This window comes from Lentzea tibetensis, from assembly GCF_007845675.1.
Lineage (GTDB): Bacteria > Actinomycetota > Actinomycetes > Mycobacteriales > Pseudonocardiaceae > Lentzea > Lentzea tibetensis.
Map to the genome: position 1 here is coordinate 25,600 of NZ_VOBR01000037.1, position 23,655 is coordinate 49,254.

24 protein-coding genes and 1 tRNA gene are annotated in these 23,655 nt (G+C 65.5%); 10 read left to right on the plus strand and 15 right to left on the minus strand.

All coding sequences use genetic code 11. From position 1 onward, the window contains the following. Positions 1-68: 68 nt before the first annotated feature. Positions 69-356, plus strand: a complete 288-nt coding sequence (locus tag FKR81_RS37780) for a hypothetical protein (protein ID WP_146359179.1) — start codon at positions 69-71, stop codon at positions 354-356. A 12-nt stretch (positions 357-368) separates the two neighbouring features. Further along, entirely contained in the window at positions 369-776 is a 408-nt protein-coding gene (locus FKR81_RS37785; RefSeq protein ID WP_186763409.1) for a hypothetical protein, read from the plus strand. A 936-nt stretch (positions 777-1,712) separates the two neighbouring features. On the opposite strand, the gene FKR81_RS37790 is transcribed toward FKR81_RS37785, so the two are convergent. From FKR81_RS37790 to FKR81_RS37840, 11 genes are all read right to left on the minus strand, one after another. Further along, positions 1,713-3,125, minus strand: coding sequence for a tyrosine-type recombinase/integrase (locus FKR81_RS37790; RefSeq protein WP_235922145.1), 1,413 nt, complete (start codon positions 3,123-3,125; stop codon positions 1,713-1,715). Beyond that, a complete protein-coding gene (locus FKR81_RS45890) occupies positions 3,125-3,388 on the minus strand; it encodes a helix-turn-helix domain-containing protein (protein ID WP_222598535.1) in 264 nt (87 codons plus the stop codon). Before FKR81_RS45890 ends, FKR81_RS37790 begins: the two co-directional genes overlap by 1 nt. A 43-nt stretch (positions 3,389-3,431) precedes the next feature. Next, positions 3,432-4,283 carry a replication-relaxation family protein gene (locus FKR81_RS37800; RefSeq protein WP_186763410.1) on the minus strand — a complete coding sequence of 284 codons (852 nt, stop codon included), beginning with the start codon at positions 4,281-4,283 and terminating at the stop codon, positions 3,432-3,434. Positions 4,284-4,401: 118 nt separating this feature from the next. Next, on the minus strand, positions 4,402-6,447 hold the full coding sequence (locus FKR81_RS37805) for a type IV secretory system conjugative DNA transfer family protein (RefSeq protein WP_146359186.1): 2,046 nt from the start codon (positions 6,445-6,447) through the stop codon (positions 4,402-4,404). Between the two features lie 359 nt (positions 6,448-6,806). Further along, a complete protein-coding gene (locus FKR81_RS37810) occupies positions 6,807-7,121 on the minus strand; it encodes a hypothetical protein (RefSeq protein WP_146359188.1) in 315 nt (104 codons plus the stop codon). 358 nt (positions 7,122-7,479) lie between these two features. Continuing rightward, positions 7,480-9,069 (minus strand): recombinase family protein, encoded by a 1,590-nt coding sequence (locus tag FKR81_RS37815; RefSeq protein ID WP_146359190.1) that lies wholly within the window; start codon positions 9,067-9,069, stop codon positions 7,480-7,482. A 15-nt stretch (positions 9,070-9,084) separates the two neighbouring features. After that, positions 9,085-9,408 (minus strand): ATP-binding cassette domain-containing protein, encoded by a 324-nt coding sequence (locus tag FKR81_RS37820; protein ID WP_328593187.1) that lies wholly within the window; start codon positions 9,406-9,408, stop codon positions 9,085-9,087. Next, complete coding sequence (locus FKR81_RS37825; RefSeq protein ID WP_146359191.1) at positions 9,405-10,202, minus strand: ABC transporter permease; 798 nt, start codon at positions 10,200-10,202, stop codon at positions 9,405-9,407. The genes FKR81_RS37820 and FKR81_RS37825 overlap by 4 nt, the downstream gene beginning before the upstream one ends. Beyond that, a complete protein-coding gene (locus FKR81_RS37830; protein WP_146359193.1) occupies positions 10,195-10,977 on the minus strand; it encodes an ABC transporter permease in 783 nt (260 codons plus the stop codon). The genes FKR81_RS37825 and FKR81_RS37830 overlap by 8 nt, the downstream gene beginning before the upstream one ends. 36 nt (positions 10,978-11,013) lie before the next feature. After that, positions 11,014-12,447 carry a serine/threonine-protein kinase gene (locus FKR81_RS37835; protein WP_186763411.1) on the minus strand — a complete coding sequence of 478 codons (1,434 nt, stop codon included), beginning with the start codon at positions 12,445-12,447 and terminating at the stop codon, positions 11,014-11,016. 448 nt (positions 12,448-12,895) lie between these two features. Continuing rightward, positions 12,896-13,465, minus strand: coding sequence for an HhH-GPD-type base excision DNA repair protein (locus FKR81_RS37840; RefSeq protein WP_146359195.1), 570 nt, complete (start codon positions 13,463-13,465; stop codon positions 12,896-12,898). 225 nt (positions 13,466-13,690) lie between these two features. On the opposite strand from FKR81_RS37840, the gene FKR81_RS37845 reads away from it, so the two are divergent. Genes FKR81_RS37845 through FKR81_RS37860 form a run of 4 tightly spaced genes read left to right on the plus strand, consistent with a single transcriptional unit; the run spans position 13,691 to position 16,979 of the window. Then, positions 13,691-14,719, plus strand: a complete 1,029-nt coding sequence (locus FKR81_RS37845) for a hypothetical protein (RefSeq protein ID WP_146359196.1) — start codon at positions 13,691-13,693, stop codon at positions 14,717-14,719. A gap of 53 nt (positions 14,720-14,772) precedes the next feature. Continuing rightward, positions 14,773-16,044, plus strand: coding sequence for a KamA family radical SAM protein (locus FKR81_RS37850; RefSeq protein ID WP_146359198.1), 1,272 nt, complete (start codon positions 14,773-14,775; stop codon positions 16,042-16,044). After that, positions 16,044-16,478 (plus strand): GNAT family N-acetyltransferase, encoded by a 435-nt coding sequence (locus tag FKR81_RS37855; RefSeq protein ID WP_146359200.1) that lies wholly within the window; start codon positions 16,044-16,046, stop codon positions 16,476-16,478. The genes FKR81_RS37850 and FKR81_RS37855 overlap by 1 nt, the downstream gene beginning before the upstream one ends. A 42-nt stretch (positions 16,479-16,520) precedes the next feature. After that, entirely contained in the window at positions 16,521-16,979 is a 459-nt protein-coding gene (locus FKR81_RS37860; protein ID WP_146359202.1) for a hypothetical protein, read from the plus strand. Between the two features lie 67 nt (positions 16,980-17,046). On the opposite strand, the gene FKR81_RS37865 is transcribed toward FKR81_RS37860, so the two are convergent. Then, positions 17,047-18,153 (minus strand): J domain-containing protein, encoded by a 1,107-nt coding sequence (locus FKR81_RS37865; RefSeq protein WP_146359203.1) that lies wholly within the window; start codon positions 18,151-18,153, stop codon positions 17,047-17,049. 105 nt (positions 18,154-18,258) lie between these two features. Between FKR81_RS37865 and FKR81_RS37870 the strand changes: the two genes are divergently transcribed. From FKR81_RS37870 to FKR81_RS37885, 4 genes are all read left to right on the plus strand, one after another. Then, positions 18,259-18,329 (plus strand) — tRNA-OTHER (locus tag FKR81_RS37870). Positions 18,330-18,420: 91 nt separating this feature from the next. Further along, positions 18,421-19,650, plus strand: coding sequence for a glycoside hydrolase family 18 protein (locus tag FKR81_RS37875; RefSeq protein WP_146359205.1), 1,230 nt, complete (start codon positions 18,421-18,423; stop codon positions 19,648-19,650). 31 nt (positions 19,651-19,681) lie between these two features. After that, a complete protein-coding gene (locus FKR81_RS37880; RefSeq protein WP_146359207.1) occupies positions 19,682-20,089 on the plus strand; it encodes an MmcQ/YjbR family DNA-binding protein in 408 nt (135 codons plus the stop codon). Further along, the gene (locus FKR81_RS37885) at positions 20,076-20,336 is read left to right on the plus strand and encodes a Prokaryotic metallothionein (protein ID WP_146359208.1); all 261 of its coding nucleotides are present in this window, start codon (positions 20,076-20,078) and stop codon (positions 20,334-20,336) included. The genes FKR81_RS37880 and FKR81_RS37885 overlap by 14 nt, the downstream gene beginning before the upstream one ends. Positions 20,337-20,618: 282 nt before the next feature. On the opposite strand, the gene FKR81_RS37890 is transcribed toward FKR81_RS37885, so the two are convergent. The 3 genes from FKR81_RS37890 to FKR81_RS37900 are packed head-to-tail and all read right to left on the minus strand — an operon-like array spanning position 20,619 to position 23,572. After that, positions 20,619-21,563, minus strand: coding sequence for a ribose-phosphate diphosphokinase (locus FKR81_RS37890; protein ID WP_146359210.1), 945 nt, complete (start codon positions 21,561-21,563; stop codon positions 20,619-20,621). 9 nt (positions 21,564-21,572) lie between these two features. Next, on the minus strand, positions 21,573-22,043 hold the full coding sequence (locus FKR81_RS37895) for a hypothetical protein (protein ID WP_235922142.1): 471 nt from the start codon (positions 22,041-22,043) through the stop codon (positions 21,573-21,575). Next, entirely contained in the window at positions 22,040-23,572 is a 1,533-nt protein-coding gene (locus FKR81_RS37900; RefSeq protein ID WP_146359213.1) for a PHP domain-containing protein, read from the minus strand. The genes FKR81_RS37895 and FKR81_RS37900 overlap by 4 nt, the downstream gene beginning before the upstream one ends. Between the last annotated feature and the right edge of the window lie 83 nt (positions 23,573-23,655).

Sequence of the window (23,655 nt, forward strand, 5' to 3'; positions counted from 1 at the left end):
GACGGCCAATTGGCAGGCGTCCAGTGAGCTCTTGATCATTTGCACTGCTTGGCGCATACTAGAAATATATGGACGATACACGACTATTGGAAGATTTGAAGCAACTCATGCAGGCTGAGCTGTCTGCATCGGAAAAGCGAACCGAGAAACGTACAGCGGATCTGATCGCCGCATCTGAGAAACGCCTGAAGGAATCACTGGCGAGCAAGGCCAATCTCGAAGTGCTAGAGAAGCATATTGACGAGAAGTTCGACTCCGTCCTCAATGCTGTTGGTGAGCGCCTTAACGATACTGAGTCTGTTGTCGAAGACCATGGCCAGCGCATCGGTCGCTTGGAACGGCTGCTTGCGGACTGAGCTATGCCTCAAGTGTCTCTTTCAGCTGCGGTTGGTGTGCTAGAACGGATCTTCGCTGATCCTGCCAAGGAAGTACTTGCGGTTGATGAAGTGCTCGCCAACGCCGGTCGTGATGCTCGATGGGTGCAACAGAACAAGAGATGGCTAAGTAACCGTCTAACGTCACTCGTTGCTCACGATCTGGTTGAATCGGTACACGGTAAAAGTCGTAGACTCGAAGGTGTCCGTCTCACACCTGCCGGCAAGACTGCCTTGCTCGCAGGTGCGGAGTCTTACAGAAGCCGCGGGAAAATCACCCTTGAAGACATTGCAATCCAGATCCGCATCTTTGAATCCCAGAACCCTAGTATCAAGGTCAATTTTGCAGTCGTGTCGAAGGACGTGGAAACTTCACGCCCCAATCGCCCTGGCGGGGTCTAGTGTTCGTCGTCGACGTTCCTTGTGCCGGTGCTGGCTGTCGGCCGGTCGCTACCCTCCTCTTCTGTGCGAATATGGCTTCGCCAGTCAGTTCCCTCTACGGCATCCATCAGCATGTCGAGCAGGATCTTAGAGACTGCAGGTGTGAGCTCTGGTGGTTCGTCAGGCAGGATCACCTTCAGCGGTGATTGCTTGTTGCCTTGCGTTGACCGCGAACGGCCGGCGTCACGGTTTGGGCTGGAGTCCTCATTGGAATTCGACACAGGAGCAGTATGTAGGTGGGGGTGCGATCCTGCATTCTGAAACTTTGGCACAGTCCACTATGGCTGAGGTGCTAGTACTTTGAACTTTTCCTGAATAGCCGCTGTCTGCACGAGGTTCCGGACGTCCTAATGCTACGCTACGTGTCGAACTCAATACAGGTTGAGCTGCGCCGTTCGGCGGTTGAAAGTTTTCTCCTGCCCGCTATGCTACGCGTAGCGCTCCGGCGCGCAGGTTTCGGCACCTGGCAGGTTCAACTCCTTGCACTCCTGGGCGTTGTGCTTTTTGCAAGTGCACGGCAGTGGGTCATGACGCAAGTACAACTGAATAGTGAAGGAGGCTCCATGAACGATGGTCGTGGAGGTTGGGTCGTCTCTTGGGCGGCGCAGGTGTTCGAGTTCGTCTGGAACGGAGCCTCGGGAGCTGTGGTAGCAGGTGCCGCACTCGTTAAAACCGCCCGCGCGAGTTGACCGCGGGCGGTTTTCTTTGTCGTTGACACGGCAGCTGCTGGTGACTCCTCGCCAGGTGCTGACGCTGCTTATATCGAGAGCTTCGCGGGCGACAAGTGGCCCAAGCGATAAGTAGTTTGTGCGTCGGATCTCGCGCAGTCTACTGGCGCTCGTGTCTACGCATTTCCCTCACCTGTGCGTTTCGTTCCGTATCGGCAGAGGCGCACGTCTAGCGCCTTTTGACGGCAACGCTGACGGCAACCGCACCCAACATCCACTGCCTCGTAACTCGTTTGGTCACCAACTTTACCTCGGTGGAACGGTCGAAAACCGTGTCTCCAGTCGACCTCATAAGCCTAAGGTCACTGGTTCGATCCCAGTCGCTGCTACCAGATAGAAATGATGTAATCCGATCAACGATTTTGCTGTTTGACGGCAGTAGTTGACGGCAACGACCCGCACTGTGACGGCCGCGCTCTTTTGCGCGGTCGTCTGTTTGTTGGCTGAGGAGAGCGACTCCTACTTTGGTGAGGACGTCTCGTTGCGCTTCGGCGGTGCCGTGGGTGTAGATCTGCAGTGTGGTTGAGACGTTGGAGTGTCCCAGGATGATCTGGGCATCCTTCACCGAAGCGCCAAAGTCCTTAAGGAGCGTTCCGGTGAAGTGCTTGGTGTGGTGCAGCTTGGTTCGGCGGATGCCGTGTCGGGCGCAGATGCGTTGGAACGAGCGAGCGACGTTCCGCGGTTCGATGGGGTTGCCAGTGCGCGTGGTGAACACCAGTTCGTGTGCGTCGTCGGTTCCCTGCCAAGCCTCACCCGCTTCACGCCGAGCTTCAAGCTGCTTGGCACGGCACTTCAGCAGTTCGTCACGGGCAGCCGGAAGCAACGGGAAGTCTCGTTCACCGGCCTGGGTTTTCACTGGGCCAACACGCAGTGCGCCTGCGACGCGTTGTATTTGCTGGCGGGTTTGGAAGATTAGGCGGTCAAGGTTGATGTCGGACCAGCGGAGGCCGACTGATTCTCCAACGCGCAGCCCGTAAACCAGGAGCAGGATGAATAATGGATAGAGGGAGTCGCCTGTGGCGGCCTGCAGGAACTGCCTGGCTTCACCGACGGTCCACGGTGTGATGGCGCCCTTACGGTATCCCGGTAGCTCAACTAGTTCGGCGACATTACGGCCGACAAGTTCCTCCCGCTTGGCGCGGTTGAGAGCGGCTCGCAGTACAGCGCGCATGACTTGCGCTGTTCGTATGGAGCAGCCGGCCTCGATCTGCTGGTTCACGAAGAACTGAACAACCTGCACCGAGAGCTTCCGTAGCGAGTAATTGCCGAGCCCCGGCTTGAGGTGTATACGGACTACGCCTTCGTAGCGGACATAGGTCGTTGGCCGTCGGCTCGGCTGTACGACTGTTTCGAGCCAGTGGTCGAGGTACTCGCCAAGCTTCCACGTACGTTCCGCTGTTGGAATTCCTTGTATGAGATCGACCTTGGCTTCGGCTAGCTTCTCTGCAACTTCCACGCGACGCTTGCCGTAGATGCGGAAGCGCTTCCGCTTTCCGCTTGGCGTGAAGACATAGAGTGCGGCCTCGTACCGCCCGTCTTTGCGGCGGTAGATCGACCCCTCGCCGTTAGCGCGGCGAGCCATCACTCAATGTCCTCCGCAAGTCTTCGGCGGACATAGGCGTCAATGCTCGCCTGCGGGATACGGCGGCTTCGGCCAATCTTTATCGTCTCTATCGCTCGTGAGCGTATGAGGTCGTATAGCGTCCAGCGGCTAATCCGCAACGCCTCGCAGGCCTCGCGTACGGTCAACAAGGCCGGGCTTAGCTTCTTGAACGCGCGCGCTTCCCGCTCGGACTGCGGGTGGTCGTTGCTAGGTTTCGGCGGTATTTTGAGTGACATGTTCATCCTCCTTCATTCTATATCTATGTGCTTACTATGTGAATCCTGATCAGCCGCCATCCGGAGGTGCCCGCCCGTTTGCCTGCTCAACGGCCTCTTCGGGTGGGGTCGCAAGAAGACCGGGACCATCCCGGGCCAGCGCGACGGTGAAGAGCTCGGCCCCTTTGAGAGCGAGCTTGCCGATCGCGCGCTGGATGTTGGTCAGCCGATGCTCATCTGGCACCAACCACACGACCATCGGGAAGACGCCGGTGCGCTGTTGCTCAACCCCGGTGTTCCAGTAGGCGATGAACCGCAGGCACTTGCGCTCAATCGTTGGCACGCTCTCGGTGGCGAGGTCGACCTCAACGAAGACGTGGCGCTCGAACTGCTGGACGCCGAGGCGCACGTAGGCGTCGGGCTTGAGGACGATGAGCTCCCCGCCACTGCCAGTGAAGTGCCGCCAGCACGCAGGTTCGCCGTCGAAGGCCACAAGGTCAACCTGTCCTTGCTGCTCGAGCTCGCGTAGGCGCACGTACAACTCGGCCACGGCGAGCATGTGGTCTTGGAAGTACGGCTTGGTCTCCCAGACCCGGCGACGCCGACCACCGGTCGGTCCACCGACCTCAAGGGCGGCTTGGCCCAAGGCGGAGAGGCCGTACACGAACCCGGAGGAACCTGCGCGGACACCGCCGATGACGCGGGAGAACCGCACCACGAGCCCGAGCGTCTGCAGGCGCTTCAACAGGTACTGGGCGCGGCGGATGCGGGACTGATGTGGCCCTTCAACGAGGTGGAGTCGTTGTACCTGGGCCGTGGTGAGCAGCCGGAAGCTATGCAGCGAGCCGAGCACCGCAAGGGGGAGAGCACCAACTTGCTCACGAAGTCGTGCGGCTCGGCCGCGTTCCTGCCGATCCGTCATAGCGCAGCTCCTGGCGGAGAGACAGTCGTTGGCACTTCCGCTCGATCTACAGAGAAGACGAACCACCATGACGCCACGCGATGCGTGAACCGATGCGAACCAAGTCGGAGCAGGCTCATCACGTAGCCCTCCGCGTAATGCCAATGGGTCCGTCTGGCTGTGATGAGGAGCTGTGCCACCGTGCGGCGAGCACGGTGTCGAGGTCGCGCCCGTTCACGCCGTAGCGCTGCTGACTGGCAGCTCGAAGTTCGGCGACGTTGGACACGCTGGGACCGAGGGGACGAGTGCGCACGGTGAACGGTTCGGTCATGGCGCCGCCGAGTACCAAGCGGCAGCAGGCTTCGAAGCGGCCAAGGCCTTCAAGCTGGGCGGCTGTGACACCAGGGCCGAGGACCTCGGCGAGAGCGCGGGCGTCTTCGGAGCTGGGGTGAAAGACCATCCGAGAGCGGGCGTTGGCGAAGAAGGCGGCCTTCAAGTTGGGGGTAAGTTGGCCGAGATGCTGGTGCGCGGCCGTGAGCGAGACGCCAAGAGCGCGTGCCTGGGCCAACATGTCGCCGACATCAACCGGCAGCTTCAGGTAGTCCTGTACTTCGTCGACGACCACCATCACGGGGTGCCGTTCATCGGGCGGCAGTGCCACGCGGCGCAGAGTGGCCTGCCAGAGCTGAGTCAGGAGAAGGGCGCCGATCAAGGAGGCCGTCTCCGCCCCGAGACGGCCGGTGTTCAGGTTCACCAGGACGATGCGGCGCTTGGTGAACAGCTCCTCGAGCTCGAACCGCGGCGTCGCTTGCCCGAGCAGTCGACGGATGGCCGAGCGGCTCAAGAAGGTGCGCGTCTTGTTGAGGACTGGGGCGATTACCTGGGTGCGTTCGGCGCTTGAAAGCCCGTCGTACCAGGCGAAGAACGGTGCCAGCACCAAGGGATCGGTGACCTCCGCCAGCTCGCGGCGGCGGAAGGTGCTGTTGGTCAGCAGCATTGGCAGGTCTGCGAGTGTTCCTTCAGGGCTACGAGCCAGCGCCGTAAGAGCGTGAAGCAGAACGTCATTGCTTCTTGGGCCGATGCTGCTGTGGCCGAAGACCTCGCGGAACAGGTGCAGCACCTGGTCGGCGCGACGTTCGGCATCTTCCAGATCGCCGGCCAGTGGGTTGATCCCAACGACCTCTTGCCCGACCCCTGGTTCGATGACGACAACGTCTTCGCGGCGGGAAGGCGGAACGCCGGCCAACACGTCGTTTACGAGGTCACCGCGGGGCTCGATGAGGAGCACGCTTCTCCCGGCCGCCATGTCGGCGCGGATGAACGAGGCGAGCTGGGTCGACTTGCCTGAGCCGGTAACCCCGGTGACGTGCACGTGGTGCAGCGAAGTTTCCACAGGGAGCGCAACGAGTTGTTGTCCATCGCTTGGATGAAGGCCTTGGCCAAGGAGTCGGAGGCCGCGTTCGCGAGGGGCGCGATCAAGCGGTACCAGGAGTTGACCTGGCGCGGGACGAGCAGTAGTGCCGGAGTCGAGCATGCCCTCGAAGGGCCACCCAAGCAGTGCCGCCAACTCGGCTGCGTTGACGATGCCGGACCAGCGTTGGCGGTCGGAGGGTTCCATCATCGCCTGCGCGCCGCGCCGCGACGCCTGGGAACTGCGCAGCTCGCTGTAGCTGGCGCTGGCTAGCGATTCGGCCTGCGCCAGCATGTGCAGCACAGCCTCGGTTCTGTTGACGTGCGTGGTGCGAGCCCCAATTCGGCCACGAACAGCGAACAGTGGTTCGGCTGTCTTGCGGCGCCAGTGCTGCAACTCGTCGGGACGGGGCTGTGATGGTTGGCCGAACCCGAGCAACTGCGGCAGGCTCCTCGTCTCTGGTTTCGTGCGACGTTGTTGCGCCGGACCAACGGCCCACTGCACGATCGCAGACTCGCCAGACTTGAGAAGCTTGAGCACCTGGTGGAGGCCGGCGCTGATGCTCGAGGCCATATCAACGCGCAGTGGCTCCGACACCCCGGTGATGCGGAGATCCTTCACAAGCGTCGGTTTGGCTCGTGCAGGTTGCGGTTGAGGGATAAGAACAAGGTTGGGAAGCTGGGCTCGCAGCTGGTTAGGGAGTTGACCGCTCAGTTGAGCATCGATGCCCAGAAGCCACTGCAGCTGGCCCGCGTGGGACCAGAGCTCGAACACCACCAGAGGTGTACGCCTGGTCAGACCGCGTCGAGGACGGTGTGCAAGTGGCCGAATAAGCTGGGTGATGGAGGCGACGTCGAGACTTGCAGGAAAGAAGATCCTGAACCAGTGCAGGCCGGTGTTTCTAGGTATCGGCGAGTTACGCGATGCTGGCGTTGGTGGCAGTATGTTCATGCCTCCTCCTTTCACGTTATTTCACGGCGCCCTCCCTTGGCAAGCCAAAAATAGGGTCTAGTTAATCCTGATTTCATATTCTTGCTAGGAAAGCAAGCTGCTGTTGAAGTACCCGCCTTGGCTTGCCTGGTGTGGCAAGTCAAGGCGGGGTTGTGGATGCACCATCTTGAAGATGGGTTCAGCTACGCGCCGTTGCGGGAACCAGGCAGACGCCCGCGAGTTCCCCTGGCAGCCCTCAGTACGGCGTCCATGTCCGGCGAGGCCTTGTTGAAGTCGCTGAGCCGAACGTAGATGTCGCGCGTGCTCGTGTCCGGCATACGCACTTCGAGAACCACCAGGTCGCCGATGTCCTTGAAGACGTCGAGCTCGGATACCAAGACGTCGAGTGCCTTGGGTTGGTCGAGCTTTGGGTGCTGCCGTACCACCACCTGTGCGAAGTCGATGTCGGTTCCTTCCTGTCCGGAAAGATCCGAAACCTTTCGACTGACGATAGCCATGCTGTGCTCCACTTGGTTGTAAAGGTTGCCTCGGCGAGTCGCCTTGGCTACTTCTATTTAGACACTTGGCTTTCTGCTTGCATATGGTAGAAAAATATGGTGTTGGTGGTTGGCTGGCGTACGCTGAGTGCTTTGGTTATATGCTCAGGGTGCTTGATTGGCGAGAAAAGGTGATATAATGAATACATAATAAACAGGTAGAATGTCATGAGAGTGAAGGCGCATGTAAAAAAGACAACGCTCCGCGACGGAAAGCCGCGAAGCGTTGCGCGTGATGTTCAGACTAAAGCCCGTTTGAAGGATTCAACCAAGCATGCTGCTGCTGATACTTGGATAGTGTCGCAGCTTCAAAAAGCGCCTACGCTGAGCGCAAAGCGGTGGAACCGGATTGCGGCGCTTCTTGGCGGAAGACGACCTTTAACCTAGTAGGCTCGAAACGGTTGCTTGGTCGGCTTGCTGGATCGAGAACGATCACCTCAACCAGCTCGTCAACGATGGCTCGGCGCTCGTCGGTGTCCAGGTGTTCCCATGAGTCGGCTACGTTGGTCACCTTCGGGCCGGTCTGTTGGCGGTTGAACAAGGACTGTTCTTTGGTGAGCGCAGTAATCTCCTTTTCAAGTTCGCGGATCTGTGGCCAGATGTACGTACCCATGTCGGTGTTCTGCTTGAACTGCTCAAGCAGGTCGGTACGCTTCCGATGAGCATCTTCAAGTTCCTGGCTCCTAGGCCATGGCTTGACTGCCTGTGTCACCGTACGGTTAGCAAGGTACGCAAGAATGAGCTTGGTAACCAAGTCGTCGATTGCGATGCCAGCACCGCAAACTTGGCCACAGCCGCCATCAACACTCGGCGGCTTGCAGGCGTAAACGTGACGCCCGTTTGGTTGGGCTCCTCCTAGACACTTTCGACCGCAGTTGCCACAGCGGATCTTGCCCGAGCACAGGTAGCGCTTTTTGCCGGTGTAAGCATGACCTTCTGGGCGGCCGGGGCCAACCAGAACGGCAACGACTTTGTTGTACGTCTTCTCATCCATGATGGGCTCGTGCTGCGCTTTCACCGGTTTACCGAACTCGTCGACGGCGTATCGCTCATGAAGCGGCTTAGTAGTTGGCCCATACACCCGACGGCCAACCATGCGCGGGTTGGTCATCATCAAGACGAAGTTGCGCCGCTTCCACGGATTGCCCATCGGGGTTAGAACACCGGCTTCAGTCCAGCGCTTGCAGATGGTGTACGCCGGTAGGCCATTGAACAAATCTTCAATGGCCTTGTTGATGTGCACCACTTCTTCAGCAAAGAGTGTGCGCCGATCGGCCCACCAGCCGAAGGGGCGGTTGCCGCCACCGGTGGGAATTCCCGCGTGGGCACGTGCACGGTGGCTAGCGCGAAGGCGGCGTGAGGTTGCGACGGACTGCTTGCCAGCCATCGTCACGAGAACGCGCGCCATGTCACGCCCGTTCTCGGTGAGGAGGTCGAGCGAGCCGGTTATATCTATGATCGGCCGTTGGAAGAACTCCACCACTTCGATGGCGTCTTCCATGTTGCGCTGGTCGCGCGTGAGGCGGTCGATGTCATAAACGATGATGCCGTCAAGCTTGCTGCCGTTGGGGGCAATGCCGCGCTTTAGGTCGGAGAGAGCGCCCTCGAACACTGGCCGAATAACACGGTACTTGTATGTGCCATCTGGTTGCTTGACCCGCTTCTTCTTCCAGGCGGAAGTATCGGGTTCATCGTATGTGTAGACGTAACTACCGCCACGGCTGGTGACATGCTGACGGCAGAGTTTCACTTGCTCGTCGCGGTTATTAATATCTGCGCCGCTACGTGGTGCGTGCGCGTTCTCGTAATCCGTATCTGTCTCAAAGGACAGTCGCACCAACCCGGCCAGGTTCAGACCGCTTAAATCGCCTCTGTGAGCGCGTTCAATGCTGTTGAGTTGGGCTTGCATAGGGTAGTGCTCCTGTTACTCATTGTAACATTTTGCACTTCCTATGTGAACCGTCTGCCCGAACACGACACCGATCCGCCGCGTGAGCTCCTTGCGTTGCCGCGCGGGATCGACACCGCTGACCCGCACGTGCCCGGACGTGGGCACGAGGATGCCGGTCAGCATCTTGATCGTGGTCGACTTGCCCGCGCCGTTCGGGCCGACGTAGCCGACGGCCTCGCCCTCGGCGACGTCGAAGCTCACGTCGTCCACGGCCACGACGTCCCGGTACTCGCGGCGCAACCCGCGTTTCTTCACCGGCACCCGGAACTCGCGCCGCAGGTCCCTGACTTCGATCATGATCCAGTCCCCCGGTAGTGCCTGACCGCGAACCGCCACAGCACCCCGGCGACCGCCGCCGAGGCCACCGCGACGAGCGGAGAGATCCAACTGACCCAGCCCGGCGCGCCCAGCGGGTCGGGTCGCCCGAGCAACGCGAGGCTCGGGTAGTACGCGACGAACGCGCCGGGCACGACGAACGCGAACAACCGCCGCAACCAGCCGCTGAACACCGTGATCGGGTACGACGTGAACGCACTGCCGCCGTAGGTGACCGAGTTGGCCAGCTCGCGGCTGTCGACCAGCCAGAAGCTCACCGTGGCCGCCACGACCCAGATCGCTCCGAAGATCACCGCGCCGACGAGGGGAGCGGTGACGGCGAGCAGGACGGTCCACGGCGTCCAGTGCACACCCGCGGTCGCGAGGGCGTAGCCGTACACGACGAGCGCGGCGAGCACCCGGCCCAACCGGCGCAGCCGGATGTCGGACACCATCAGCTGTGGCAGGGAACCCAAGGGGCGCAGCAGGATCGCGTCGAACGTGCCGGACCGGACGTAGTTGGGCAGGTCGTCCAGCTGGCCCGCCGTGAGATCCGCGAACCCGAACGCGACGCCCGCGATCGCGTACATCACCAGCACCTCGCGCACCGAGAACCCGCCGAGCGCGTCGACCCGGCTGAACAGCACCAGGATCACGACCAGCTCGAGGCTCTGCGCGATCACCTGCGCGACCAGGTCCAGCGCGAACGACAGGCGGTAGCTCGCCTGGCCGCGCAGCCGTGCCGCGACGAGCGCGGGGTAGATCCGTTCAGCCACCCTGGATCACCACCTTGCGCACGGCTCGGCGCAACACGAGGTGCCCGATCGCGTACAGCGCCACTGCCCAGAACGCCTGGTGCGCCAAGGTGAGCCAGGCGTCGCCGTGCCCGAGGAACACGTCGATGGGGCCCTGCAGGACGGCGGGGAACGGCGTCCACCAGAGCGCCGCGACCGCCCAGTCCGGGTAGAAGCGCAGCGGTACCACCAGCCCGGCGAGCATCCCGGACACGACGCCGTAGAGCGCGATGACGCCCCGGTTGTCGAGCAGCCAGAACGTGCTCAGGTTGAGCAGGAACCGCATCCCGAAGCTCGTGACCAGCGCCAGCGCGGTGCTGAGCAGGAACAGCGGCCACCTCCGCGGTTCGGTCCACTGGAACGGGAACAGGATCGCGCCGAACACGACCGGCGGCAGGAACCGGGTGAGCAGCGAATACCCCGCGCGCCCGACGTCTTCGGCGAGCTGCGCGGCGTGGAGGTCCCACGGCCGGTAGAGGTCGACGACCACGTCACCGGTGCGGATGCGGTTCGCGAGGTCGAACTGGCCCCACAGGCCGACCAGGCCGAGCAGGCCCTGGCCGAGCCACACGTAGCTGTTGGCGGCAGCGAGGTCGTAGTCCGCGATCGTCCCGTTCGCGGCCTTGAGGGCGGCGGTCAGAATGGCGATCCGGAGCAGGCCGAAGACGATGTTCGTGGTCGCTCCGGCCAGCATCGCTTGGCGGTAGGTCGAGTAACGGCGGAATCCGGCAATGATCAAGTCGGCGTGAACACGCACGTCCGCTGACGTTACGACCGGTGGCAAGCGGGTTTTTCAGGACCCGAACGCGCTGGTCGTGAACTCGCCGCCCTCCTCGGGCGCACCGAGGCAGTGGAAGTAGTTGCGCTTGCCGTCGGCGAACCCGATCGCGGCGATCTCCCACGTCGAGGTGTCCACGGTCGGCCGGGTCGCGGACCCCATCACGGCCTTCGTGCAGACGTTCTTGACCTCGGGCGCGGTCACCAGCTCGTCGCTGCCGACCTTCGGGATCTCGCCGGAGAACCAGCCGCCGCTGAACGCCTCCCAGTAGTGCTCGACCGAGCAGTCACCGGCCCGCCGGGCGGTCGCCACCTGCCCGCCGATCTCCGTGATGCCGTGGTAGCAGGTGGGTTCGGTCATGCAGTACGTGCCGGTCCCGCAGTCCTTGAGGAACGGCGGCGTGCTCTCGAGCGCGACGTTGCTCTCGCCACCGTTGCCGGGGTTGGTCTGGCCGGGCTTGTCGCGGTTCGCCCACAGCACGATGCCGACGACCACGACGACCACCAGTGCGGTCGCGCCCAGGACGGCCAGGACGTTCTTGTTCTTCGGCGCGGGCGCGGGTCCCGTGTGGCGCTGGGGCACCGAGTGCTGCTGGGGGATCGGCTGGTGCTGCTGGTGCTGGGGGACCGAGTGGTGCATCGGTTGCGCCGCACGGAGCTCGTCGCGCAACTGGACGGCACTCGCGGTCCGCATGCTCGACTCGGGGTGCAGTCCCCGCGCGAGCACGTCGTGCAGCGCCTGCGGCACACCGGCGACCGGCGGCACGGGCGACCGGAGCACCTCACCGAGGTGGTCGAACGACTCGATCGGCCACGGCACCGGCCGCGGCGGCTTGCCCGCCAGCAGGTCGTAGAGCGTCGCGGCGAGCGAGTACACGTCGGCCTGCGGCGTCGGCTGGGCCATCGCGAACGCCTCGGGCGGCGCGTAGCTGGGGCTGAGCGCGTCGCGCGTGACCGTGCTGCTGCCCTGCGCGTCGAGCAGCGCCGCGAGCCCGAAGTCGGCGAGCTTCGCCGTGCCGTACCGGTCGACGAGGATGTTGCCCGGCTTGATGTCCCGGTGCAGCACACCGTCCGCGTGCGCCGCGGCCAGCGCGTCCGCGAGCTGGATGCCCAGCTGCCGCACCTCTTCCGCGGGCATCGGCCCGCGCTGCCGGATCCGGTCGGCGAGCGACCCGTTGTCGCACAGCTCCATGACGAGGTAGGGCGTGCCCTGCGGCGTGATGTTCGCGTCGAACACGCCGACCACGTTGGGGTGCCCCGAGAGCTTGGCCGCGGCGTGCCCTTCGCGCAGGAACCGCCTGCGGTCGCGCTCGCTGCCCAGCACCCGGTTGTCGATCTTCACCGCGACGTCGCGTCCGAGCTGGGCCTGGTGCGCTCGGTAGACGGTCGCGAAACCGCCCTCACCGAGCGGTCTCAGGTTCGTCAGTCCAGGGATGACCGGTGCGTTCACGCGCGCACTTTAACCGCGCGACGCTCGTCGTTTTGTCGGTGCTCGTAGATGCGGTCCCCGGTGTGGTGTTCCGCAGCAGGCGCCTCCAGCTGTGTCGAGCTGGCGAGCCAGCAGCTCGCGACGCGGAGTGGGGCCGGCGCGCCGGCCGATGTCGTGAGCCGTCTCGCTCAGCACGGGTTCGTTCCCCTCGCCGACTCCGAGTCGGTCGGGTCGCTGGCTGACCTCACCGAGTCGTCGGTTGTCGTCGTTCGGTGTCTACGTGGTCCACTTCCCGCGCCTGGGCGTGTACAAGATCGGCATCACGCACGTTCGCAACGAGGACCGAGTCCGGGCACATGAGCGCCGAGGCGGGGTGCTGCGGCACGACGTGCGGGTGGACCGAGGTGTGGAGTGACGCCGGGCCGATTCCCGAGCTGGCCGCGATCGTCGACCAGCTCGGTGGCGGGGGCTAGGTGTTCTTGGCGGCTGCCTTCGCGGCCTTCTTGAAGTCTCGAACCTCGAGCAGCGACTGCTTGTCCGTGACGTCGGCGACCGACCGCCGCGACCCTTCGTCGCCGTAGTGCCCGGCCGCCGCCCGCCAGCCGTCCGGCTGGATCCCGAACTGCTTGCCGATCAGCGCCAGGAAGATCTTGGCCTTCTGCTCGCCGTATCCGGGCAACGCCTTGAGCCGCTTGAGCACCGCGGCGCCGTCGCCGTCGGCCCAGATGGCCTCGACCTTGCCGTCGTACTGCTCGATCACGGCCTGCGCGAGCGCCTGCACGCGCTTGGCCATCGAGCCGGGGAAGCGGTGCACGGCGGGCACGGTCGCCATCATCGCGGCGAACTCCTCGGGGTCCGCCTCGGCGACGCGGTGCACGTCGAGACCGCCCATGCGGTCGGCGATGACCTTGGGGCCGGAGAACGCCTTCTCCATCGGGATCTGCTGATCCAGCAGCATTCCGGTCAGCAGCGCGAACATGTCCGACGCGAGGAGTGCGTCCGCGTCGGGGTTCTGGGCCAGGCACAGCTTGCGGGTCATGGCGGCAATCGTGGCACGACCCGCCGCGGATTGCCGCGAGGCGGGCGTTTGGACCCATTGCAGCCGGTCGGCGCCTTGTCCGGCCAGAACACCCGCTGTTACGTTCGGAGCCGGGCCTGACGACCCGGCGTAGCGGATAAGGGGTGGTTCGCCGTGCCGACGGACCACAACAAACACCGGCCGTGGAAACGAATGCGCTGGTTTCCCCAACCGCGATTCCGGTACGTGTTGCTGACACTTCTCGGACTGCTGGGCGTGTCGCTGTTGCTGCTCAGCCTCGCGAGAAGACTGTCGGACTACCCGGAGAACATCGCGATCAATCTCGGCGCGGACCTGATCGGCGCGATAGTCACGATTTTCGTCATCGGCCCGCTGATCAACCGCGCGGACGACGGTCGCGTCAGGGAACATCCGCGGCTCGACTACCCGTGGTACGTCGACCGGGTCGCGGGCGCGACCTCGGTGGTGCGGGTGCTCGACACGTTCTCGAACCTGCTGGACGGGCCGCACACGCCGCGATTCTTCGAGGCCGCGGAACGGGCGTTGCGGCGTGAAGCGATCGTGCAGGTGTTGTTGCTCGACCCGGATTCTCCGGCGGCGGCGCAGCGGGCGCAGGAACTCGGTGACGCCGAGCTGCGCCGGGAGATCATGCGCAATCTGCGGGTGCTGTGGGAATTTCGCTCCACGGTGCTCCCCGAACGGCTGAGGCGCGGTTTCGAGGTGCGCGTCTACTCGGCGTCGCCGTCGATTGCCCTCTACCGGTGGGACGACAAAGCGCTCGTGTCGTTCTTTCCGCTCGGCAGGCTGTCCGGGCAGGGCGCGCAGTTGGAGGTGACGGTCAGTTCGCCGCTCGGCGAGTTCGTCAACGAGCGGTTCAACGCGATCTGGGCCGCGGGCCGGGACATCGACGAGTTCATGCTGATGCCGATCACCGTGCGGGGTGCGCAGCCGGTGCGGGATTTCGAGGTCGAGTACGTCGAGGTGGACGGGCTGCTCTACATCGCGGACAGCCGGATGGTCGCCGAGATGGCGCGGCGGCGTGCGGAGCCGGTGATCGCGCATTGCCAGCAGGGCAGGCCGTTGCTGGCCGAGTTGATGATGGTCGACGACCGCGACGCCAAGCTGACGGGCGCGCTGATGGACCGATTCCAAGAGAAGTACGGGCAGCACCACGACGTCTTCATCTGTCTGCAGCCCGTTGGTGACGGCGCGGGTCCGCGCGTTGCGGAGATCGGCGAGTCCGTTGAGCGGTAGGCTGCGGAAGCGCAGTCAGCGCGCGCCGTCTGAGGTCGGAGTGAGTAGCGGAAGTGGCCCGGTATCGCGCGTACACGGCGCACCATCTGGAAAAGCTCACCGCGCGCACCCGGTTCTCCGCTGACGAGCGTTTGGCGATGCGGGCGGTCGCGGCCGTGCTGCCCTTTCGCAGCAACGAGTACGTCGTCGACGAGCTGATCGACTGGCTGGCCGTTCCCGACGACCCGATCTTCCGGTTGACGTTTCCGCAGCCGGACATGTTGCCGCAGGCCGATCTCGACCGGATGGTCGATCTGCTGCGCCGCGAGGCGAGCGGGAACGAACTGCGAACCGCCGCCAACGAGATTCGGCTGAGCCTCAGTCCGCACCCCGGCGGCCAGCTCGACCTGAACACGCCGGAACTGCGCGGCGAGCACCTTTCCGGAATGCAGCACAAGTACCGGGAAACGCTGCTGTTCTTCCCCCGCCAGGGGCAGACCTGTCACGCCTACTGCACCTACTGCTTCCGGTGGCCGCAGTTCGTCGGCGAACCGTCGATGAAGATGGCGACCGACGACGTGGACGCGTTGTGCGCGTATCTGCTGGAGCACCCCGAAATCACCAGTGTGCTGATCACCGGTGGTGATCCGCTGGTGATGAGTGCCGATGTGCTCGCGCGTTATCTGGAACCGTTGCTGGACCCGCGTTTCGAGTCGCTGGAATCCATCCGGATCGGCACGAAGGCGTTGTCCTACTGGCCGTACCGGTTCCTGACCGACCCGGACGCCGACGACCTGCTGCGGCTGTTCGAACGGGTCGTCGCGTCCGGCAGGCACCTGGCGCTGATGGCGCACTTCTCGCACCCCAACGAGCTGTCGCCGCCGGTCGCGCGCGAGGCGTTGCGCAAGGTGCGCGAGACGGGCGCCGTCGTGCGCTGCCAGGCGCCGCTCATCCGCGGCGTCAACGACGACCCCGCGGTCTGGTCGGCCCTCTGGCGGCAGCTCACCGTGCTCGGTGCCGTGCCGTACTACATGTTCGTCGAGCGGGACACCGGGCCGAAGGACTACTTCGCCGTGCCGCTGGCCCGCGCGTCCGAGATCTTCTGCGACGCCTACCGCGGCGTGTCCGGCCTCGCGCGCACCGTGCGCGGCCCGATCATGTCGGCCACACCGGGCAAGGTGATGGTGGACGGCGTCGCGGACGTCGCGGGCGAGCGGGTCTTCGTACTGCACTTCGTCCAGGCGCGCGACCCGGAGCTGGTCAACCGCCCGTTCTTCGCGAAGTTCGATCCGGCCGCGACCTGGCTCTCCGACCTCGAGCCCGCGTTCGGGCCGTTCCCGTTCTGATGCGCCTCACCCGCGCCGAGGCCCGGCACGCCGACGAGCTCACCGAACTGGTGCTGAGCTCGAAGGCGTACGAGGGCGACTACGCGTCGATCCTCGACGGCTACCGCGTCACCGCCGGCTACGTGGAGCGCAACGTCGTGTTCCTGGCCGAGCGGAACGGCGAGGTGCTCGGCTTCTACGGCCTCGTCGTCGACTCGGCCGAGCTGGACATCATGTTCGTGGCCAACGAGGCGCAGGGCCTTGGCGTTGGGGCATTGCTGGTCGAGCACATGCTCGACCAGGCGAGGCAACGTGGGATCAGCGCGGTCCGGGTCGTGTCGCACCCGCCGGCGGCCGGCTTCTACGAACGGATGGGCGCCCGCCGGATCGGCGTGATCCCGGCGCGTCCGCCCGAGGTCAGGTGGGAACGGCCGGAGCTGGTCTTCGACGTCTGACCGCCCCTATGCTCGAACGTTCGAGCATCCTTGGGGGACAACATGACTCGAGCAGCCCACGTCCTCGCCGCGGCCACCCTCCTCGCCGCCGCGCTGACCGCCGCCCTCACCGGAACCGCCAACGCCTGCAGCTGCTTCCCGTCGACCGAGGCGGAGCGGTTCCAGCGCGCGGACCACGTGTTCGTGGCGAAGATCGAGAGCAAGACGGTGGAGCCGGGTGACCCGTCGACGCCGTACGACGACAAGAACCGTTTCACCGCGAAGGTGCGCAAGCAGCACAAGGGAAGCGTCCCGCACCGGGTGGACGTCGTGACGCTGGTGCAGGGTTCGTTGTGCGGCCTGCACCTGAACGTCGGCGAGGCCTACCTGGTGTTCGCGTTCGGCGACTCGGCCGACAAGCGGGTCGACACGAATCTGTGCAGCGGCACGCGCCTCGCCTCGCAGGGCCCGCCGACCACCACGCCCTGCACCACCCCGACGACATCACCGCCGTCGACCTAGACATGGCGACCTGGACGCGGCGGCCCGGACGTGGCGACCTGGGCGCCGGCGACCCGGACGCGGCGACTCACGCGCCGGCGACCCGGACCTCGGAGACGACCTGGCGCACCAGGACGCGCAGCGCCTCGCGGTCGACGGTGCTCGCGTCCTCGGCCAGCCATTCGCCGATCTCCTGCACGAACTGCTCGGGTGTCATCGGCGGCGCGTCGACGTCGAGGTACTGGTCAGCGGTGACCTCGCCGGACCGGTTGGGGTAGATGACCAGCGCGCCGCGCACGTCGAGCCACGGCAGCAGCTCGCGGAACGCCTCGACGCCCTCCGGCAGCTGCATGCCGCCGCCGCGGAACGGGTGGCCGTTGCGCCACAGCGTGCCGTCGGTGTCCGCGCTGTAGTGGCCGGGCAGCCACGCCTTCGACTCGATCAGCACGAGCCGCTGTCCGCACAGGACGGCGTGGTCGACGTCGGCGAACACCGAGCCGGGCCACGCGAGGCCGTGGAAGATCCGCGCGCCGGGCAGATGCGTCAGGTATTCGGTGAGCAGCTGTGCCGTCAACCGTTCGCGTCGGTGTTCACCCGGACGGCCGAAAACCGTATTCCCGTCGTACTCAGAAGCGAACGCCCGTTCGGCCCTGAACGCGGCCACGTAGCGGCGCGCCAACCGGAACGCGCCGTAACCGGAAGCGCCGACCAGCGGCAGCCAGACGGTCAGCAGCAGCGGCGACAACGGCATCGTCAACGGCAGCAGGAGCACGAACCAGCTGCTCAGCGCGAGCGCCGCGGGGGCGTGCCCGAGGCTCACCGACGGCACGAAACGCACCCGCACCGCCTGGTCGACGTCGTGCCACCAGTCCAGGTCGTCGAGGTCGACGCGCGGGCGCGGCGGCACGAAAGTCGGGTCGTCGCCGAAGTCGCGCAACCTGCCCGTACGGCCTGTTCTCCGAGGTCGCGGGCGTGCTGCCGGACGTGTCCGCACGACCGTCGGCCGGTCGTAGTCGGCGCGCCGCACCGGGTCCTTCAGCGTCTCGTAAGCCTCTTGGAGCATGCGGAAACCGCCGGACGTCCCACCCGCGTCGGGGTGCATGACCTTGGCGAGGTTCCGGTACGCCGACTTGATCTCCGCCGCTGACGCGCTCCGGCTTACTCCGAGCAACTCGTAGTAATCGACCCCGCGCACGACACCGCCCATCTTCCGCGTTGTGCGGCAAACCTTATTGGGTCACACACTTTCGCAGGGCATACGGTCGCGTTACCACGAGCTAGGGTGATCAGAGGAGTAGTTGGGGCCTGTAGCGCAGTGGTCGACGCGCCCTCCTCGGAGGGAACACGCCGGTTCGAATCCGGCCGGTCCCGCTCATCAACCGGGACGACCATTGACTCAGTGGTCTAGTCCACTTAACTTGAGTGTTGCGCCGCCGCGCCGTCATCCCATCGAGGAGACCGTATGTTCAGGCGGAGAATGCTCGCCGCGGCCGTAGCGCTGTTCGCCGCGACGACGGTGGCGACGCCCGTGTCGGCGGCACCTGCTCAGGCACCCGACGTCGGCGCGCAGGCCATCACCAACAGGGTCATCGGGTACTTCGTCCAGTGGGGCGTGTACGCCCGCAACTACCACGTGAAGAACATCCGCACGAGCGGCGCGGCCGGCAAGCTCACCCACATCAACTACGCCTTCGGCAACGTCACCGGCGGCCGATGCGTGCTGGGTGACACCTACGCGGACTACGACAAGTTCTACGACGCGGCGTCCAGTGTGGACGGTGTGGCCGACACCTGGGACGCGGGCGCGCTGCGCGGCAACTTCAACCAGCTGCGCAAGCTGAAGAAGCTCAACCCCGGCCTGAAGGTGCTCTTCTCGTTCGGCGGCTGGACCTGGTCCGGCGGCTTCCCGGCGGCGGCGCAGAACGCCGCGGCGTTCGCGGACTCCTGCTACAAGCTGGTCGAGGACTCGCGCTGGGCGGACGTGTTCGACGGCATCGACATCGACTGGGAGTACCCCAACGCGTGCGGACTCTCCTGTGACACCAGCGGTTTCGGCAGCTTCAAGACGCTGATGGGCGCCGTGCGCGCGCGGTTCGGCAGCAACAACCTGGTGACCGCGGCGATCACCGCCGACGCCAGCACCAACGGCAAGATCGACAAGGCCGACTACGCGGGCGCCGCGCAGTACGTCAACTGGTACAACCCGATGACGTACGACTTCTTCGGCGCGTGGGCGGCGCAGGGCCCGACGGCCCCGCACTCGCCGCTGACGTCCTACGCGGGCATCCCGCAGCAGGGCTTCAACACCGACGAGGCGATCCAGAAGCTGAAGAGCAAGGGCATCCCGGCCAACAAGCTGTTGCTGGGACTGGGTTTCTACGGTCGCGGCTGGACCGGCGTCTCGCAGACCGCGCCGGGCGGCACGGCCAGCGGACCGGCTCCGGGCACGTACGAGCAGGGCATCGAGGACTACAAGGTGCTCAAGTCCCGTTGCCCCGCGAACGGCACGGTCGCCGGCACGGCGTACGCCAAGTGCGGCAACCAGTGGTGGAGCTACGACACGCCTGCCACGGTCCGCAGCAAGATCAGCTGGGCCAAGGGGCAGAACATGGGCGGCGTGTTCTTCTGGGAGCTCTCCGGTGACACGACCAACGGCGAGCTCGTGAGCGCCATCCGCTCCGGCATCGGTTGATGACCAGGAGCGCCAGGCGCAGGATCTGCACATGGATCCGCTCGAGAACCTGCGCCGCCTGTGCCTGGCGCTTCCGGAGACCACCGAACGGCTCTCGCACGGCGAGCCGACCTGGTTCGTCCGCGAGAAGAAGACGTTCGTGACCTACGCGGACCACCACCACGACAGCGAACACCTCGCGTTCTGGTGCGCGGCACCGCCGGGCGTGCAGGAGGCGCTGGTCGCCACCGACCCGTCGCACTACTTCCGCCCGCCCTACGTCGGGCACCGCGGCTGGCTCGGCGTGTACCTCGACGTGCCGCTGGACTGGGACGCCGTCGCCGAGGTCGTCGAGGACGCCTATCGGGTGGTCGCGCCGAAGAAGCTGGTCGCTGAGCTGGATGCTTCGAGTTGCCGGTCGTCGCGACCTGGCGCACCCTCCCCGCATGGCGACCTGTGACGTTTGCGGCAACGACTACTGGCTGGCCTTCGAGGTGCGCACCGTCGGTGGCGGCGTGTACCACTTCGACAGCTTCGAGTGCGCGATCCAGAAGCTGGCCCCGCGCTGCGAGCACTGCGACTGCCGGATCCTCGGCCACGGTGTCGAGGTGTCCGGGCAGTTCTTCTGCTGCGCGCACTGCGCGCGCTCGGGGGCTTCCGGGCTCGGTGCGGAGATCCGCGACACCGTCGGCGCGCATCCGGGCTGATTCTGCGTCTGATTCTGCGCCTGATTCTGCCTGCGGCCAGGCGTGAGCGGGCTGCTCACGCCTCCGCCTGTGGACAACTCGCGTCCTGTGGACAACTCGTGGTGCGGCGACCCTCGCGCACCCGGAACTGTCGGTGTCAGCTGGAAGAATCAAATCAAGGGCTCCCCTTGGGCGGGGGACCCCTGTGTCAACGTGTCCGGCGAACTCACGGCACGTGGACCGCGCCGCCCAAGCGCCGTCGGAGCCCTTCGACAGGCGCCTTCACCGAGCCGAGCGGCCCGGTCAGGGGGCCTCGAACAGCGTCGACACGGACTCACCGACGTTGATCCGGCGCATGGCCTCGGCGAGCGCCGGAGCGACGGACAGCACCCGCAGCTTGGGCACGCGCTTCTCGTCGGGGATGGGCACGCTGTTCGTCGTCACGATCTCCAGCACGTCGTCCTCGGCCTGCAGCCGGTCGAGCGCCCCGGCCGAGAACAGCCCGTGCGTGCAGGCGACCCGGAACGGCCCCGCGCCGCGTTCGCGCAGCTTGCCGAGCAGCTCGAACACCGTGCTGCCCTTGGCGATCTCGTCGTCGAGGATGATCACGTCCTTGCCGGACACCTCACCGATGACGGTCGAGATCTGCACCTTGTCGTCCGCGAACCGCTGTTTGGCGCCCGCCGCGACGGGCGCGCCGAGGATGCGCGCGAAGTGCGCGGCCTCCTTGGCGTTGCCCAGATCGGGTGACACGACGACGGTGTTGGACAGGTCCAGCCGGGAGAAGTGCGCGGCCAGCTCGCGCAGTGCGTGCAGGTGGTCGACGGGCACGCTGAAGAACCCGTGCACCTGCGGCGAGTGCAGGGTCAGCGCGAGCACGCGCGACGCGCCCGAGGCGACCAGCAGGTCCGCGACCAGGCGTCCGCCGATGGAGATGCGCGGCGCGTCCTTCTTGTCGGAGCGCGCGTACGCGTAGTGCGGCAGCACGACGGTCGTGCGCGCGGCGGAAGCACCGCGCGCGGCGTCGAGCATCAGGCACAACTCGACCAGGTTCTCCTGCACCGGCGGCACGAGCGGCTGGATCAGGAACACGTCGCGTTCGCGGCAGTTGTCCTGGAGCTGCACCTCGAGGCAGTCGTTGGCGAACCGGGTCACACGCGTGGGTGACAGCGGCGTCCCGAGGTGCGCGCAGATCTCCGAAGCGAGCGAAGGATGGGCACTACCACTGAAAACAACGATGTCACGCACGCGGCGAGCCTAGTCAACGAACAGGATCAACTTTCCGTCCTTGAAGAACGGCTGGAGGTTCCCGCGCGTGTCGACCGCCGTGATCCCCGCCGGGAGCACCTGCTCGATCGCGCTGAACGCCAGGATGTCCGACACGCCGTGCCTGCCGCGCAGCGAGCGCTGGCCGGGGAACCGCAGCGCCCTGCCCTCTCTGCGCTGCTTGTGCGCCGAGACCGCCTCCGCGGCGCCCAGCCGCAGCGTCTCGGGGCCCGCCACGTAGCCGGCCGACGACGCCACGCCGAAACCCTGCGCGACGAGCGTGGCCATCACGGCCTCGGACGGGCCGATCGGCAGCATGAACGACATCGCGTGGTGGTCGTTGACCTCGTGCACGCACACCGTCCGCGCGGTCGGCAGCACGGTGTCGTGCAGCTCGATCGCGATCTTCTCTGCTTCCCAGCGGTTGTGGTGGCCCGCGTCAGCACCTACCCAGACGCTCAACGGACCTCCACGAAGATCGGATTGCTGTAACACCAGAGGTCCTCCCACGGGTTTGCGGCGCCAGGCACGTCCGCCTGCGGCTCGAAGCCTCGATTCCCGTCGGTACCACGCAGACGCAGGTAAAACGGTTCACGGACGTTCCGGAAAGTGTGCGTGAAGACGGAGTAGTGCCACCGCGGCTCGAACGACTCCTCCACCGAAACACGGGGGCTGACCATAGCCGCACGGTCGTGAGAAGGCCCGGTGACCGCGCCGCGGATCAGGTCGATTCTGCGCAACTTCGGAATCAGGCCCGCACTGTTCGGACGCGTCGCCCGCCGCACCTTGACCACCACGGTCACGTCGCTGCCGCGCCGCACCCGCAGGCGCTCACCCAGCGTCGCGCCGCCACCGGAGCCGTAGACGCTGAACCGCAGGTCCTCGACGAGCCCGCCGTGCGTCACCCACACCCGGCCCGCGCGCAGGCCCTCCATGACAGCGCCGCGAGTCCGCCTGCGCGCGCCGACGACGGTGCGGCTGAACTCGCACGGGAAGAAGTCGACGTACGGCGGCAGCACCTGCGGCGGCCCGGCGTCGATCGGGTCGAGGTGCTTGCCGAACAGGTCGAACTGGTTGCCAGGCTCGGTCACGCGGACGATCGTGTCGCGCGAGTTGAAGTGCGAGTCCGAGTTGCTGGTGATCCACCAGCCGCGGCCCTCGGCGAGCAGCGCGTCCCACATGCCGCCGACCTTCGCCGTCATCCAGTCGAACCCGCCGTACGTGCGGTACGCCTCCGCCGGGTAGGCGGGCCACGAGTTGCCGCCGGGGCTGTTCGCGTACCCGCCGCGGTGGCCGCCCGGACCGCGCAACGGGTCGCCGTCGCCCTGCGCACCGGGCGAGCCCTCCATGCCGACAACGATGTCAGGTGCCAGGTCCCGCATGTTCCGCAGCTCGTGCGGCGCGACGCGGCCGTTGCGCATCGGGTGGTTCACGAACACCAGCGCCGACTTCATGGTGCCGTTGCGGATCTTGGTCTGCAGCCAGCGGACCGCGTCGAGCGCCTTGGCCTCGTTGGCCGGGTTCGACGCCTCCTGGCCGTTCAGCCGCCAGTCGAACTGCCGCTCGAAGTCGCGCAGCACGCCGGCCTCGTCCCGGCAGTCCTCGAAGAACACCGTGCCGTGCTCGGCGCCGGGCACGTTCCACTCCATCCCGTGCCACAGCAACAGGTGCGGGAACTTCCGCGCCGCGCGCGCGACGTCCGCGGCGGTCGCCTCGACGGAGTTCTTCTCGTGCGACTGGTGGCCGTGATCGGTGATCACGAGCCAGTCCGTGCCGTGCCGCAGCGCGCCCCGCAGCTGCTGCTCGATCGTGTACATGCCGTCGTACGAATACTGCGTGTGCACGTGGTGGTCGCCGGAAAGCCATTGGTAAGAAGACGTCGCCGACGCGCTACCGGTGCCGAGTGCTCCCGCGACCCCCACTGCGCCCGCTCCCTGAAGGAAACGTCTACGGGCAAGTTCGTGCACTCGTGCCTCCCCGGCAAATGACATAGCGGTGCGTGGAGGCTAGTCCGATCGGGGGAGGTTGAGGTATCCGACGAATGGCTGGAGAGCGAATTCTTCAGGAGTTCGTA